This is a genomic window from Chryseobacterium rhizosphaerae (genome assembly GCF_003385455.1).
Classification (GTDB): Bacteria; Bacteroidota; Bacteroidia; order Flavobacteriales; family Weeksellaceae; genus Chryseobacterium; species Chryseobacterium rhizosphaerae.
Genome location: NZ_QNUF01000003.1, coordinates 261612 through 277288, shown reverse-complemented (window position 1 = coordinate 277288; position 15677 = coordinate 261612). Strand labels below are relative to the sequence as shown.

General features: G+C 34.4%; 13 protein-coding genes. 11 read left to right on the top strand and 2 right to left on the bottom strand.

Annotation, left to right across the window (positions count from 1 at the left end):
* Positions 1–4 precede the first annotated feature (4 nt).
* The 3 genes from ybeY to DRF57_RS04260 all read left to right on the top strand — a co-directional run bounded on the left by ybeY (position 5) and on the right by DRF57_RS04260 (position 3371).
* Entirely contained in the window at positions 5–424 is a 420-nt protein-coding gene (gene ybeY / locus DRF57_RS04270) for an rRNA maturation RNase YbeY (protein WP_047489968.1), read from the top strand.
* Between the two features lie 147 nt (positions 425–571).
* Entirely contained in the window at positions 572–2434 is a 1863-nt protein-coding gene (gene mnmG, locus DRF57_RS04265) for a tRNA uridine-5-carboxymethylaminomethyl(34) synthesis enzyme MnmG (RefSeq protein ID WP_047489963.1), read from the top strand.
* 115 nt (positions 2435–2549) lie between these two features.
* On the top strand, positions 2550–3371 hold the full coding sequence (locus DRF57_RS04260) for a class I SAM-dependent methyltransferase (protein ID WP_115917060.1): 822 nt from the start codon (positions 2550–2552) through the stop codon (positions 3369–3371).
* 283 nt (positions 3372–3654) lie between these two features.
* Here the strand turns inward: DRF57_RS04260 and DRF57_RS04255 are convergent, their stop codons facing one another.
* Together DRF57_RS04255 and DRF57_RS04250 are read right to left on the bottom strand one after the other, a co-directional pair.
* A complete protein-coding gene (locus tag DRF57_RS04255; protein WP_123863277.1) occupies positions 3655–5553 on the bottom strand; it encodes a glycoside hydrolase family protein in 1899 nt (632 codons plus the stop codon).
* Between the two features lie 602 nt (positions 5554–6155).
* Complete coding sequence (locus tag DRF57_RS04250; protein ID WP_115917056.1) at positions 6156–7346, bottom strand: phosphoglycerate kinase; 1191 nt, start codon at positions 7344–7346, stop codon at positions 6156–6158.
* A 554-nt stretch (positions 7347–7900) separates the two neighbouring features.
* On the opposite strand from DRF57_RS04250, the gene rpiB reads away from it, so the two are divergent.
* The 8 genes from rpiB (at position 7901) to tsaB (ending at position 15669) form a co-directional block, all read left to right on the top strand.
* Complete coding sequence (gene rpiB / locus DRF57_RS04245; protein WP_047489952.1) at positions 7901–8335, top strand: ribose 5-phosphate isomerase B; 435 nt, start codon at positions 7901–7903, stop codon at positions 8333–8335.
* A gap of 336 nt (positions 8336–8671) precedes the next feature.
* Positions 8672–10825 (top strand): ribonuclease R, encoded by a 2154-nt coding sequence (rnr, locus tag DRF57_RS04240; protein WP_115917054.1) that lies wholly within the window; start codon positions 8672–8674, stop codon positions 10823–10825.
* A gap of 25 nt (positions 10826–10850) precedes the next feature.
* Positions 10851–12032, top strand: a complete 1182-nt coding sequence (locus DRF57_RS04235; RefSeq protein WP_123863276.1) for a T9SS type A sorting domain-containing protein — start codon at positions 10851–10853, stop codon at positions 12030–12032.
* A 13-nt stretch (positions 12033–12045) separates the two neighbouring features.
* Positions 12046–12732: a LysE family translocator gene (locus tag DRF57_RS04230; RefSeq protein WP_047489946.1), complete on the top strand. Its 687-nt coding sequence runs from the start codon at positions 12046–12048 to the stop codon at positions 12730–12732.
* The gene (locus DRF57_RS04225; RefSeq protein WP_115917050.1) at positions 12729–13658 is read left to right on the top strand and encodes a S66 peptidase family protein; all 930 of its coding nucleotides are present in this window, start codon (positions 12729–12731) and stop codon (positions 13656–13658) included. Before DRF57_RS04230 ends, DRF57_RS04225 begins: the two co-directional genes overlap by 4 nt.
* 26 nt (positions 13659–13684) lie before the next feature.
* Positions 13685–14056 (top strand): YraN family protein, encoded by a 372-nt coding sequence (locus DRF57_RS04220; protein ID WP_047489942.1) that lies wholly within the window; start codon positions 13685–13687, stop codon positions 14054–14056.
* A gap of 101 nt (positions 14057–14157) precedes the next feature.
* On the top strand, positions 14158–14907 hold the full coding sequence (locus DRF57_RS04215; protein ID WP_115917048.1) for an SDR family NAD(P)-dependent oxidoreductase: 750 nt from the start codon (positions 14158–14160) through the stop codon (positions 14905–14907).
* A gap of 69 nt (positions 14908–14976) precedes the next feature.
* On the top strand, positions 14977–15669 hold the full coding sequence (gene tsaB, locus DRF57_RS04210; protein ID WP_084086883.1) for a tRNA (adenosine(37)-N6)-threonylcarbamoyltransferase complex dimerization subunit type 1 TsaB: 693 nt from the start codon (positions 14977–14979) through the stop codon (positions 15667–15669).
* Positions 15670–15677: the final 8 nt, after the last annotated feature.

The window sequence follows — 15677 nt, the reverse complement described above, 5'->3', positions numbered from 1 at the left end:
AACAATGATACAATTCTTTTACGAAAACTTACCGGAAAGTGTAAGTACGGATTACAAACAATGGCTGGAAGATATTATTCTTTCAGAAGGAAAAAAACAGGGAGAAATCAATTACATTTTTTGTGATGACGAATATCTTCTCAAGATCAATCAGGACTATTTACAGCATGATTATTATACAGATATTATCACTTTTGATTATGTAAAAGGGAAAACAATAAGCGGAGAGATTTTCGTATCTTTGCAACGCATTTCCGACAACTCCTCTACCCTATCCCGAGATTATGAAGAAGAATTAAGAAGGGTTCTTGCCCATGGTATTCTTCATCTTTCAGGGTATAAGGATAAGACTGAGGACGAGGAAAAAGAGATGCGGAGAATGGAAGATCTGTACTTATCCAGATATAACGATTTAAAGAATTAAAATTAAAGAATTACTTAAAGCTATATATCTAAAGTGCTCTATTCTAGCTGTAATATACATTTACCTAGAGTGCATTCTCCAAAAATGTTTCACGTGAAACATTGCTAGTAAGAACAAAGTGTAAAGCTTAAAATAAGCGAGATAAAAATGATTTCAGAAATATATGATGTAATAGTAGTAGGTGCCGGACACGCAGGTTGTGAAGCCGCAGCCGCAGCCGCGAACCTGGGTTCAAAGACCCTACTCGTTACTATGAATATGCAGACCATCGGACAGATGAGTTGCAACCCGGCAATGGGTGGAATCGCAAAAGGACAGATCGTAAGAGAGATTGATGCAATGGGGGGATACTCCGGAATTATAGCAGATAAATCTGCCATTCAATTCAAAATGCTTAATCTTTCAAAAGGTCCTGCAATGTGGTCTCCAAGAACCCAAAATGACAGAATGCTTTTCGCAGAAGAATGGCGATTAGCATTAGAGAATACTCCCAATCTTGATTTCTTTCAGGATATGGTAAAACAGCTTATTGTAGAAAACAATAAAGTAACAGGAGTGATTACTTCTTTAGGAATAGAAGTAAAAGGAAAATCTGTAGTCTTAACAAACGGAACATTTCTTAACGGATTAATTCACGTTGGTGATAAACAATTAGGCGGAGGAAGAATGGGAGAACCGAGAGCATTTGGTATTACCGAACAACTCGTTTCTTTAGGATTTGAAGCAGGAAGAATGAAGACCGGTACTCCACCAAGAGTAGATGGAAGAAGTTTGGATTATTCTAAAATGGAAGAACAGAAAGGAGATGAAAATCCTCAAAAATTCAGCTATCTCGATACTCCAAAATTAACGAAACAATTGAGCTGTCATATTGTATATACTAATGAAACGGTACACGATATTTTGCGTGAAGGTTTTGACAGGAGTCCAATGTTCAATGGTACGATTCAAAGTTTAGGTCCAAGATACTGTCCAAGTATCGAAGATAAAATCAACCGTTTTGCAGAAAGAAACAGACATCAGCTCTTCGTAGAACCTGAAGGATGGAGAACAGTAGAGATCTACGTAAATGGATTCAGCTCTTCCCTTCCTGAAGACGTACAGATAAAAGCGATGAAACATATTCCAGGATTTGAAAACGTAAAAGTATTCCGTCCCGGCTATGCTATAGAATATGATTACTTCCCTCCTACCCAATTGAAACATACCTTAGAAACAAAATTAATTGATAATTTATATTTCGCAGGACAAATCAATGGTACTACAGGATATGAAGAGGCAGCAGGCCAAGGGCTGATGGCAGGTATTAATGCACACAATAAAGTTCACGAAAAAGATGAATTCATCCTTAACAGAGATGAAGCTTATATTGGAGTACTAATAGATGATCTGATCACAAAAGGAACTGAAGAACCTTACAGAATGTTTACTTCACGTGCCGAGTACAGACTTCTTTTGAGACAGGACAATGCAGATATCAGATTGACAGAAAAAGCGTATCAATTAGGATTGGCAAAAGAGGAAAGATTAAAGAAAGTAGAAGCTAAAATATCTGATAGTCAGTCACTTGAAGAGTTTTTACGAGAAACTTCTTTAAAACCAGGAATGATTAATCCTATTCTGGAATCTATAGAAAGTAATCCTGTAGATCAGGCTTACAGAGCAGCTCAGATCCTTACCAGACCGAATATGACTCTGCATAAACTTGATGAAATTGAAGCCATCAAGGAGTTCTCTTCTCAATATAGTGACGAAGTAAGAGAGCAGGCGGAGATTAATATCAAATACAGAGGGTATATAGAAAAAGAAAAGGAGAATGTAGCCAAGCTAAACCGACTGGAAAACATTAAAATCCCTGAAGATTTTGATTATTCAAAGCTATCCAGCCTTTCTACAGAAGCCAAACAGAAGATGACTAACGTCCGCCCTAAGACTATAGCGCAAGCTGGAAGAATAAGCGGAGTCTCTCCATCCGATATAAACGTTTTACTGGTATATTTAGGACGTTAAAAAAATAAATGTTTCACGTGAAACATTTAAAAAATTAAAGCTAAAATTAAGGTATTTAAGAGCGTATTTCAGCTTTTAGATATCTTAATTTTTAAATATAAAGATAACGACTTCAATGAAAATAAAAGATCATTTTCTTTCACAGGAAATATTTGAAATTAAAGAAACACAAACCAAAGGAGTATTTAAAACCACCCCTATCCCATCCCATATTTCCAAATACTATGAAAGCGAAGATTATATTTCCCATCATCAGGATTCCGGAAGTCTGAAAGAAAAATTATATAAATTTCTTCAGTCTTTTAACATTCAGTATAAAAAAAATATCCTGATCGATAGAATCAAAAAAGGATCAAAAGTTTTGGACTACGGATGCGGTGCCGGAGAATTTGTAAAGTATATAGAAAACGATTTTGAAACTTTCGGTTTTGAACCTGATGCTGATGCAAGAAAAGCAGCGGAAAGTAAAATAACCAAAGCCAAAATTCTGGACGATATCAATAAAATTGAAGATCAGAGCCTGGATGCAATTACATTATGGCATGTATTTGAGCATATAGAGAACCAGGATGAAATGCTGAATATATTTCACGGGAAATTAAAAGAAAAAGGTCTTTTAATAATTGCCGTTCCCAACCCTACTTCTTACGATGCAAAACATTATAAAGAATATTGGGCAGCTTATGATGTACCAAGACATATCTATCATTTTTCTAAAAATGGAATGGAAAATTTAATTTCAAAGAAATCAGATTGGAAAATGAGAAAAATAAAACCACTTGTCCTGGATTCATATTATATCTCCATGCTAAGCGAAAAATACAAAAAATCACCCCTTTTTTGGCTAAAAGCAACCTTCTATGGAACGATTTCGAACGTAAAAGCCCTTTTTTCGAACGAATTTTCCAGTTTGATATACATTATCGAAAAAAAGTAGAAAATCGATTTTTGAGCCATTTATGAGGGTCAATTTTAAGCCTTTTTACCTAAAAAATAAAAAACTCAGGAAAATTTCCTGAGTTTTTCAATTTATACAAATATCATCTTATATGATGATTTTCAATTTTTCGTTCAAAAAGAGATAGAAAAATTTCCTGCACGTAAGATTTTTTAAAAATGCTTCACGCCTTCAGAAATATTCAAATTTTTTCTTTAATGACCTAAAAAAAATAATTACCACTCCATTCAAAAAAAAGACCGGAAAATACCGGTCTATAGTTTTATAGATCAACAATCAAATTACTTACAAAATTTGCATTTCCTTGAATAACAAAAATTGTTGTGTTGTCCACTTTAAATTTTACATCTGAAATCACACCCGCTCCAAAAGTATGTGCATTGAAGAAAAGTTCAGGAACCGGATACATCGGCTGAATAGTATACATCGCCCCTACCCTCTTGTGATTACTGGAAAGCACAGGGGTAATTAAAACTGATGCTCCTCCATTCACAACAGGCAAAGGTGTTTTTACCGATGACAAAACATATTGAGCTTTATTAGATGGATCCGCCAAAAATACAGATGAAGGTGTAAATTCAACTTTAGGTTGATTAGAAATATAAATGTTACCTCTGATAGTAGTTGATTGAATAATTGTACTGGTAATATCAATCAAGTTTGTCAGCGCATTACTTCCAAGAACAGTCGAATTATTGGCAATCAAACAATAATTTAATTTTTTAGCTGCTACTGTAACCAATTTAGATGATGAAGTAAAATTATTATTTACAATAGTAATAAAGGAGTACTCATTGAGTTCTGAATTCAATTCATCACGATCCTTATCAAACAGGATTCCCAGGGAATGTCCAATAAAATGATTATCAGAAATCTCTAAAGACTCAGTTCTCGCTAAGATACCCGCTGCATACCTGGAATAATCCCCTTCGGTATAAAGAATGTGTGATACATTATTCTTAACAGTAATACGCTGGCAATCACCACCTTTACCTTGAATAATAAATAAACACTGCCCTCCGTTATACAGCATTTCTCTTCCTGTAACGTGAATATGCTTCAAGTTATTCGAAGTAATAAATACATTTGAAATAGTACAACCCTTATCCGGCCAAAGATACACTCCTGCATTAACGATCTCAGCGATATTATCAGAAATTGAAATATTGGTGATATTTCCTTTTTCTTTTTGAATTCCAGCTACAAAATTCATTCTCGTATAATTGTAAACCTTGTTGTTGGAGAATGAAGAATTACTTCCATGGATCTCACAAGCACAACCTACTAATCTCGTTGCCTCATTTCCCATAAAGACATTGTCATGAACCGACAAAAAATTCACATTTCCATAGATCGTAGAATGATCATAATTCACCTTTTCATTACTCATCACAAGATTTTCAAAAATACAATTATGAATGGAAACTTTACTTCCGTTTCCAGCCCAACCTGCTCCAATACAATTGGTTAAATCCCCATTCGTCCAGTATAATCCATCTATATCCACATTCGTACAATTCCCGCCTTCAAAGCCTATTCTACGTTTATAGGATGTTCTTAACTGAGAAATTTCACCATTGAAATCAATGACTCCCCGACCCTTAAAACTCATATTATAAATAGGCTTAAAAAGCTCAGGATCAACATCATTGAGACCTGAAAATAGAACAAAGGCTTTATCGTCAAAGTACTCACTCAGCTTAATGACACTGTAGTCCTCAAATTCAACATCAAGATAAGATCTAAGTTCCAGAATATTAGCATGTGCCGTCCTTAACGCCAGATCATCAGTGTGAGAATCAATAAGATAATGACCACTGGGAAAGATTAATTTCAATCCAAGCTTAGAACTGATATCGAAGGCTTTTTGAATAGCCGGCCTTTGATCTGCTGTATAGGAAGACCTAGCTCCGAAACTAGTAACATATACCCTTTTAGTAGAAAAAACGACAGTATTTACGTAGTACTCATTTCCTCTCGAGTGATAAATAATTTCATCTTCTAGTACTCTACTATCATTCGGAATTAGGAAAGTTTCATCAATCCATGTGCTTACTTTTTGAAAGGTGACACTCTCCCCGGTAAAGCTATCAATAAGCTGAACAAGATTATCATTAGGAGCAGAATTTCCTACTGCAAAAAAATCATTTGTATACATCATAATATTTTAATTTGGTACTACAAATGTATCTCCCGCTGACGCCAAAACTTGACGCAAATAAAAAAAATACCAGAAAAAAATAAGATAATACAAACAAAATTTGCTTCAAAAAGCATCGAAAATAAAAGCAAAATGTCCATTTATAGTTATAACTTTTTATTATAACTATAAGTAATATCTCTTAATCAACCCTTGCAAAAATGCTTTGATAAGAATAAAATAAACTTAGAAAAATTCAGGTTTTGAACAGAATATTCAAACAAATATACGCACCGGACAGCAGTTTATTGACCATGGATTTTATTATATTCACTAATTATAACAATATTCAATATATATTTAGTATCGAATCAATTCAATTAGGTATTAACATAATCACAAAAATCAATCTTCATGTATAGAAATAACGTAATAAAATACAACAAGCTTACTGCTTTTTTATAGGCTCAATTGTTACTAAAACAGGTTAAAAACATTGATATTTTAATTTTTCTTGCTCATAAAAATTGCATTAAATTTCAAATTATAGATGAGTGAAAAATTCTGACACAAAAAAAACCTGCTAATAGAATTAGCAGGTTTTATATTTTAAAATTAAAAAATTAATTGTTGATTGCAGCTACACCAGGAAGCTCAAGTCCTTCAAGACTTTCAAGCATTGCTCCCCCGCCTGTAGAAACATAACTTACTTTTTCACCGTATCCGAATTGTTTAACAAAAGCAACACTGTCACCTCCACCCACTAAAGAGAAAGCACCTAATTTTGTTGCTTCAGCAATACTGTCACCAAGAGCAACAGTTCCTCCGGCAAAATTTGACATTTCAAAAACACCAATAGGCCCGTTCCATAGGATAGTTCTGGAATTTAAAAGCACATCATTAAACTGATCTCTTGATTTGTGTCCCGCATCAAGTCCCATCCATCCTTCAGGAATAGAATAAATATCAGCTTCTTTTCTTTCAGCATCATTACTGAAACTCTCAGCGATAATAGCATCAGAAGGAAGATATACTTTTACATTATGTTCTTTAGCTTTACCTAATATTTCTAATGCCAATGGAAGCTTGTCTTCTTCTACCAGAGAATTTCCGATTTTACCTCCCAACGCTTTAATAAAAGTAAAGGCCATACCTCCACCAATAATCAAATTATCTACTGCAGGAAGGATATTTTCTATAATGGTGATTTTAGTTGAAACTTTAGAACCTCCTAAAATAGCAGTTACCGGTCTTTCTCCACTTTTTAATACTTTGTCAATAGCTTTAAGTTCGTTAGCCATTAATAAACCGAAGAACTTAGTCGAAGGAAAGAATTTTGCAATGACAGCTGTAGAAGCATGAGCTCTGTGCGCCGTTCCAAATGCATCGTTTACATAAGCATCACCCAATTTGGAAAGTTGCTCAGCAAAACCTTCGTCTCCTTTTTCTTCTTCATTATGAAAACGTACATTTTCCAATAATAAGATCTCACCAGGTTTCAATTCTGAAGCAGCTTTCTCAGCTTTCTCACCAATAGATTCATCAACAAATTTAACTTCCTGCCCAAGAACGTTGGAAATTTCACCTATAATATGTTTCAGAGAAAACTCATCTTTCACCTCTCCTTTTGGTCTTCCAAGGTGTGTGATCAAGATGACAGATCCGCCATCGTTAAGAATTTTCTCTACTGTCGGTTTTACCGCAACAATTCTTGTGTTATCCGTTACCTGAAGCTGGTCATCCTGTGGAACATTGAAATCCACTCTTACCAGTGCCTTCTTATCTTTAAAATTGAAATCATTGATTGTTTTCATAAATATCGTTGAATTTTCGTTTCACAAATGTAAGGTTTTAAACTTTTTCAACAGATCCATTGAAATAAAAGTTTTCAAAAACTTTCCCCATCCCCATTCACTCACTAATCAACAATTTTTTCTCTTATAAAGAAAAGAATAATGTAGTTGTTGTTGAGTGTTGTTAGTTTCGGGGATAAGTTTTAGGCTAAAAGTTTATAACAAATAGCTTTTGTTAAATTCATATTTAACTCACATTATAAATTGCTGTAAACCTGCTAATTCACACACTTATTAACAGATGTTGATAACTTTACTAAATACCGATTATTAGTAATTTTTTTATGGAAAAAGTTTGGATTAACTGAAGAAAACAATTTGAAAGTTGTGGTTAAAACTTCCGGAAAGGTTTTCTATTACGAAATAAATTCATCTTTAAAAATAGAAAGTTGATAAAAGTTTTCCACACTTATTAACATACCTTTTAACAATTAACCCCCGGTTTACTAACACTATTTGTTATTATTCTTACCTTTGTAAGGAAATAGAATCTAATAAAGCTTAATACAAGTATTATGAAAAGAAAAATTGCTATTGCAGCGGACCATGCAGGCTATGAATATAAGGAGATTGTTAAGAACTATCTCTCAGAACGCTTTGAAGTTCAAGATTTTGGCACGTTTTCCACAAACAGTGTGGATTATCCGGACTTTGTACACCCTGCTGCAACCTCTGTAGAAAACGGAGAGAATGAACTGGGAATTTTGATCTGTGGAAGCGGAAATGGAGTTCAGATCACTGCGAACAAACATCAGAAGATAAGATGCGCACTTTGCTGGATGCCCGAGATTGCAACACTGGCAAGACAGCATAATGATGCTAATATGATTTCGATGCCGGCAAGGTTTATATCCAAGGAAGTGGCTATTGATATTGTAGAGAAATTTCTTTCAACAGATTTCGAAGGTGGAAGACACCAAAATAGAGTTGATAAAATTGCAGCTTGCTAAATATACTGAGGCTTGTAAATCCATTTACAAGCCTTATTTATTTTTTATTCGTACATTTGCAGTGTTCAATAGGAATTACATTCTATTATTCTTCGGAACCTTTTTAATCTATAAAAAGATATTTAACAAAAGGTTTTCTCTTTTCTTCTCCATATTTGTATTAAATTTATACAAAACTAAAATTCCCGTTATAGCTGATTTAAAAAGGAAATTACTGTTGATTGACTAAAAGAAATTGAATAGTAAAATTAAGTTACCTTTATATAAGCATAAGTGGAAAATTTAGAAAAAGGTTTTAATTCAATTAAAGCCAGAAACAATTAAAAGAAAATTAAAATGCCAAAAAAAAGAAAATATATAAGTCATAAAAATGATTTGAAAATGATGGAAATCGGGAGACTGATTCTTCGTTTTATGAATGCTAACGCATCAAAAATTTATAACTATAAACAGATTGCTGACGGGATAGATTATAAGAATCCGAGACAGCGCGAACTTGTTATCCAGGCACTGCATAAACTTCAGGGATCGGAAAAGATTAAGGAAGTGGAAAAAGGTAAATATATTGTGAATTTGAAAATTGCGGGAACCCTATCCGGAATTATCGATTTCAATCAAAGTGGAAATGCCTATGTAAGTGTAGAAGGAATGGAAGATGATATCTTCGTTCATGCGAAAAATGTGAAAGATGCTTTGCAGGGTGATAAGGTTCTTATTATAACTTACCATTATAAAGGAAAGAAACTGGAAGGCTCTGTATTGGAAGTTCTGGAAAGAAACAGAACAGAGTTTGTAGGGACTTTTCAGAAGGTAGCCCACAAAGATTTTGGTTTTGTAGTCTGTGACAAAAAATCTATCAATACAGATATTTTTATTCCGAAAACAAAATTCAATGATGCCCAGGATGGAGATAAGGTGATTGTTAAAATGACTGAATGGAAACCTGGAGATAAAAATCCTGAGGGGGAAATCATTCAGGTATTGGGGGCTCCGGGAGAACACGAGACGGAGATCCACTCTATCCTTGCAGAATATGGACTTCCTTATGAATTTCCACCGGAAGTTGAAGCCGATGCAGACAAGATCGACAGAAGCATTACGGATGAAGAGGCCTCGAAGCGCTGGGATATGCGTGATATCTGTACATTTACCATAGACCCTAAAGATGCTAAAGACTTTGATGATGCTTTATCTATCAGAAAACTGGAAAATGGAAATTGGGAAATTGGAGTTCATATTGCAGATGTATCCCATTATGTAGTTCCGGGAACGATTCTGGATGATGAAGCTTATAAAAGAGCAACCTCGGTGTATTTAGTAGACAGAGTTGTTCCGATGCTACCTGAAGTATTGAGTAATGATGTTTGTTCTCTTCGTCCCAATGAAGATAAATATACGTTTTCAGCCGTTTTTGAATTGAACGATCAGGCAGAAATTCAAAAGCAGTGGTTTGGAAGAACGGTAATCCATTCAGACAGAAGATTTACCTATGAAGAAGCTCAGGAACGTATAGAAACGGGAGAAGGCGATCTTGCCGAAGAGATAAATACTCTGGACAAACTAGCCAAGATTTTGCGTGATGAACGTATCAGAAAAGGAGCTATTACTTTTGACAGAAGTGAAGTGAGATTCAATCTGGATGAAAATAATGAACCGATTGGGGTTTACTTTAAAATAAGTAAGGATTCCAATCACCTGATCGAAGAATTCATGCTTTTAGCTAATAAAAAAGTATCTGAATTTGTCTCATTGACGAAAAAAGGAGAAATCACCAACAATACATTTATTTACAGGATCCACGATGATCCGGATCCTGCAAAACTGGAAGCATTGAGAGATTTTGTGTCTACTTTCGGATATACAATGAATCTTGCCAATACCAAAAAAGTAGCAGAATCCTTGAATAAATTACTTCATGATGTCAAAGGAAAAGGAGAAGAGAATATGATTGAAACGCTGGCCATGAGAAGTATGAGTAAGGCGGTATATTCTACAGATCCTATTGGACATTACGGACTGGGCTTTGATTATTACAGTCACTTCACCTCTCCTATCCGTCGTTATCCGGATTTGATTGCTCACCGTCTTCTTCAGCATTATCTGGATGGAGGAAAATCTCCAGACAGACCGCAGCTTGAAGATAAAGCAAAACATTGCAGTTCTATGGAAAGACTGGCAGCTGATGCAGAAAGGGATTCCATCAAATTCATGCAGGTGAAATTTATGGAAAAACATCTTGGAGAAACATTTACAGGAGTGATTTCAGGAGTTGCAGAATTTGGTTTTTGGGTTGAAATACCTGAAAATGGTGCAGAAGGATTGATCAAACTAAGAGACCTTGTGGATGATTCTTATTCATATGATGCAAAAACACATGCTGTATATGGGGTAAGACACGGAAACAGATATCAGTTGGGAGACCAAGTTCAGATCAAAGTAGTAAAAGCCAACCTTATTCAAAAACAATTGGACTTTAAGATTGTTAATTAAAAATAAGTTAATTTTATATAAAAAAATGACAAATATCTTTAAGTTATTCTTTATTTTCTGTAGTGTCGTTATCTATGGACAATGGGTAAACATCGGTTTAGCATCCAAAACAGTTAGTAAGCTATCTACTAATGAGACATTAGGTATTATCTATGCAGTAGCGGATGAACAGTTATATAAAACTAATGATTTTGGTCAGAACTGGATTTTAAAATCAATAAACAATCACCAAATTTTTGAAGTCTGTGTAGATAAAGTAACAGGAAAAGTGTATTTGGGTACAAATAATGGAATATATAGATCTGATGATAATGGAGAGAATTTTTTGCCGATAAATAATGGCTTTCCAAGCTCACCAATTTTTCCATCTATCAAAAAAATAATTATTAAAAATGATGATATTGTTATAGGAACAAATGCAGGCATTTATAAATCTTCATTAGATTCAATTAATTGGACAAATGTAAATAATAATCTTCCACTTGGAGAAATAAAAGGCTTGGATTGGCTTAATGGAAACTTTTATGTAGCTCTTCCTTCAGGAATTTATAAAAGTACTCTAAACAACAATTGGGAAACGATGAGTAGTTTAAATGTTAATGGATTAGCTGTACAAGGAAATGATTTGTTTTTAGTAAAATTAGGGTGTAGTGATTTTATATATAAATCCAGTGATTATGGTCAAACATGGTCCAATATTAGTCCAAATTATAGCTTTTGTAATGCATTAACTGTTGCCAATAAAAACAATGAGTTATTAATTGGGTTTTATTATGGAAGCGCAATGTCTTCGACAAATAACGGAATGAATTGGAGTTCTTACAATATAACGCCTTGGACGACAATTCTTAATTTTGAAAAATTAAATAATTTTGTTTTGGCTGGCACTGAATATTATTCTCACATTGCAAATTCAGGAGGTGTTTACTATAAATTTAATTCATCTCTTGGGCTAAATGAAGTTAATACAGCTAACGAAAAGATATTTGTTTATCCTAATCCAAGTAGAAACTTTGTCTATATTGATAATAAAAATAATGAAGATGAAATTATTAGAATATATAATATTTCAGGACAACTAGTAAATTCCTTCAATTCTAGAGATTCGAAAATTATGATTGATATCAGAAATCTTAAAGAAGGAGCTTATATTATTAAGTTAGAAGGTAAAAATGGATTTAGAGTTCAAAAGTTTATAAAAAACTAGAAATAATTTAGAAATGTTTGAACTTGTACTATCTGCCGTTATACTAGGATTCATGCTGAGTCTGGTTTTTATAGGGCCTATATTTTTCCTCTTAATTGAAACCAGCTTTTCCAGAGGCCCCAAACATGCTTTGGCTTTGGATCTGGGAGTAATCAGTGCTGATTTATTGTGCATTGTTGCGGCATATTATGCCAGCTCGGATATTGTCACTTTAATTGATAAACATCCCGGGTTTTACAGGATAACTTCTATCCTTATTTTTGTGTACGGAATTGTGATGCTGGTCACCAAAACCAAAATGCATATGCCCGGCGAAGAAAGAATTATCGGACAAAATTATTTTAAAACGTTTTTTAATGGTTTTTTCTTCAATCTCTTAAATGTAGGAGTCATCCTTTTCTGGCTGGTAACGGTAATTTCTGTAAGAAATCAATATCCCGACACCAGCAGTTTTATTTTATATATAGGCATTGTACTGGCAACCTATCTTTCTATTGATCTTGCTAAAATATTTCTTGCCAAGCAATTTCACGATAAACTTACCCAGAAGCTGGCTAATAAAATCAGAAGAGTGGTTGGGGTAATTCTTATAGTTTTCAGTTTCTTTATTTTCCTGCAGAGCTTTAAAAAGTTTAATCAGTTTGAAAGACAATTAGAGGAAGCTGAAAAGAAAGAAGTCAAATATCAAAAAACAGAATGAAAAAAAATATCTTTCCACAACCTCTTAAAAAGGGGGCTAAAATAGCTGTTATTTCCCCTGCTGGAGCTGTAGATGTAGCTCAGCTGGAAAAGGGAATAGAAATGATTAAAAATAAAGGATTTGAACCTGTTTTGGGAGAGCATCTTTATACCAAGCTTTCAAATGGTTATAATTATGCCGGAACAGAGCAGGAAAGAATACAGGATATCAACTGGGCTTTAAATGATAAAGAAGTGGGTGCTATTTGGGCTTCCAGAGGAGGCTATGGCTGCCAGCACCTGATCCGGCATCTGAAATTGAAAAACTTCACCAAAAATCCGAAATGGTATATCGGCTATTCTGATAACACGGTGATACAAAGTTATCTGCTGAAGAAAGGATTTGTTTCCATTCATGGGCAGACCATCAAAACGTCAAGCTTTGGAGTAACAGAAGAAAGCTATGACATGATCTTTGATATCTTAAAGGGGAAAACTCCAAAATACAGTCTGAATTCTCATGCATTAAATAAAAAAGGCAATATAGAAGGGGAAATTGTAGGAGGAAATTTAGCCCTGGTGTATGCCCTTCTGGGAACCCGTTATTCTTTTGAATTTAAAGACAAAATTCTATTCATTGAAGATATCGGAGAAAATTTTTATGCCTTAGACCGAATGATTATGAGTCTTGAATTAGCTGGGGTTTTTCATAAAATCAAAGGGCTTATTGTAGGAGGAATGACCAATATGGGAGATGAAAAAGACAATAAAAGCTATGAAGAAAGCTTTGACGAATTTGCTTATCAAATGATTTCAGAAAGACTTTCAAAGTATAAATTCCCTGTAGTTTTTGGTTTTCCAAATGGACACATTAAAGATAACAGACCTCTTTTAATTGGAGGAAATGCTAAAATAAAAGTGGAGACCAAAGTAAAGATTGAGTTCTAAGACGTACTAATTCTCAAATTCAGACTATGGCTCATCATAATGATTTTGGTAAAATAGCAGAAGACCTGGCAGCTGATTATCTTCGGAAAGAGGGCTATACCATATTGGCCAGAAACTTTCGTTTTCAGAAAGCGGAGATTGATATTATTGCTGAAAAAGAAGATGTAATCATTATTGTAGAAGTAAAAGCAAGATCTACGGATGCATTTATCCTCCCTCAGGAAGCCGTTACCAAAACGAAGATGAAGTCGATTGTCTCTGCAGCCAACCATTATTTAGAGGAAACAGATAAAAAGAATGAGGTAAGATTTGATATTATTTCAGTTCTTCCTGATGAAAAAAGAAAATTAAGTATTGACCATATAATCGATGCTTTTCAGGCATTGGATGCCAACTGATCAATACGTGTTTCAGCATATAAAGGAGTCAGTCAATATCAAAAATTCAAATAGTAAGAGACTCGTATATGGAAACATTTTTACATTAAAATTTCAAGACTATGAAGACAATATTAATAACCGGAGCTACTTCTGGTATAGGTAAATCTACAGCAGAACTTCTGGCAAAACAAGGCAATAGAATAATCATTTGCGGTAGAAGAAATGAAGCATTAGAATCTTTAAAAACGGAGTTGTCTGAATTTACCGAAATATTTAGTTTAATATTTGACGTGAGAAACCTTGAAGAAGTTGAGACAGCCATTAATTCCCTTCCTGAAAATTGGAAAGATATTGATGTTCTGATTAATAATGCTGGGAATGCACATGGATTAGATCCTCTTTCTGCCGGCAAGACTGATGACTGGGATTCTATGATTGACGGAAACGTAAAGGGACTGCTCTATGTTTCAAAAATGATCATTCCAACCATGAAAACTAAAAATTTAGGTCATATTGTCAATATAAGTTCTGTGGCAGCAAGGCAAACGTATGCCAATGGAGTTGTTTACTGTGCTACCAAAAAGGCCGTGGATGTGATTTCTGAAGGAATGAGACTGGAGCTTACTGAGTTTGGAATTAAAGTGACCAATATTCAGCCGGGAGCTGTGGAAACGGATTTTTCTTTAGTGAGGTTTAAAGGAGACAGTGAAAAAGCGTCAACCGTATACGCCGGATATGAACCTTTAAAAGCAGAAGATATTGCAGATGCTATCGCTTACTGTGTAAATGCACCTAAACATGTTTGTGTTTCTGATATGACCATTTATCCAAGTGCTCAGGCAGAACCAAGAACCATCTACAGAAAATAGTCTCAAAATAAAGGAGTAAATTTGCAGCATATTAAAAAGCAATTTTGCGGTTTAGCTTAAAATAAGAAAATGAAAATTTTATATCTTGAAACCTCTTCTAAAAACTGTTCTGTAGCGATTTCAGACAATGAAAAACTATTATGTCTTTCCGAAGAAGTTTCTGAAAACTATAAACAGTCTGAAAGCCTGCACACATTTGTAGAGTGGGCATTGGAAGGAGCAGGAATTTCACTGAAAGATATTGAGGCCGTGTCACTAGGTAAAGGGCCGGGTTCTTATACGGGATTAAGAATTGGAGCAGCTTCTGCAAAAGGATTCAGCTATGGACTGAATATTCCAATGATTGCCGTTAATTCTATGGAAAGCATGATAGAGCCTTTTTTAGGGCATAACTATGATTTTGTAGTGCCATTGATCGACGCAAGGAGAATGGAGGTTTATACGGCGGTTTATGACGGTCTGACGGGAATTGAAGTCAGTACTACAGAAGCAAAGATTTTAGATGAAACCTCTTTTGAAGAGTTTAAAGATAAAAAAGTGATATTTGTAGGTGACGGAGCCAAGAAGGCGAAAGAGATTCTGAATCTTCCCCAGGCTGACTTTAAAGACGATGTCTACCCTTCTGCACAGTTTCTTATCAAAAGAACATTAGAGAAAATAAACAATAAAGACTTTGAAGATACCGCTTATTTTGAACCTTTTTATTTGAAAGATTTCCATGGAGTAAAGAAAAAGAAATCTTCAGATTCTAATGACCAGTAAAAAAAGCA

Coding starts and splice junctions, on each gene's coding strand:
- ybeY (WP_047489968.1), top strand. CDS start 5: ATGATACAATTCTTTTACGAAAACTTACCGGAAAGTGTAAGTACGGAT.
- mnmG (WP_047489963.1), top strand. CDS start 572: ATGATTTCAGAAATATATGATGTAATAGTAGTAGGTGCCGGACACGCA.
- DRF57_RS04260 (WP_115917060.1), top strand. CDS start 2,550: ATGAAAATAAAAGATCATTTTCTTTCACAGGAAATATTTGAAATTAAA.
- DRF57_RS04255 (WP_123863277.1), bottom strand. CDS start 5,553: ATGATGTATACAAATGATTTTTTTGCAGTAGGAAATTCTGCTCCTAAT.
- DRF57_RS04250 (WP_115917056.1), bottom strand. CDS start 7,346: ATGAAAACAATCAATGATTTCAATTTTAAAGATAAGAAGGCACTGGTA.
- rpiB (WP_047489952.1), top strand. CDS start 7,901: ATGAAAAGAAAAATTGCTATTGCAGCGGACCATGCAGGCTATGAATAT.
- rnr (WP_115917054.1), top strand. CDS start 8,672: ATGCCAAAAAAAAGAAAATATATAAGTCATAAAAATGATTTGAAAATG.
- DRF57_RS04235 (WP_123863276.1), top strand. CDS start 10,851: ATGACAAATATCTTTAAGTTATTCTTTATTTTCTGTAGTGTCGTTATC.
- DRF57_RS04230 (WP_047489946.1), top strand. CDS start 12,046: ATGTTTGAACTTGTACTATCTGCCGTTATACTAGGATTCATGCTGAGT.
- DRF57_RS04225 (WP_115917050.1), top strand. CDS start 12,729: ATGAAAAAAAATATCTTTCCACAACCTCTTAAAAAGGGGGCTAAAATA.
- DRF57_RS04220 (WP_047489942.1), top strand. CDS start 13,685: ATGGCTCATCATAATGATTTTGGTAAAATAGCAGAAGACCTGGCAGCT.
- DRF57_RS04215 (WP_115917048.1), top strand. CDS start 14,158: ATGAAGACAATATTAATAACCGGAGCTACTTCTGGTATAGGTAAATCT.
- tsaB (WP_084086883.1), top strand. CDS start 14,977: ATGAAAATTTTATATCTTGAAACCTCTTCTAAAAACTGTTCTGTAGCG.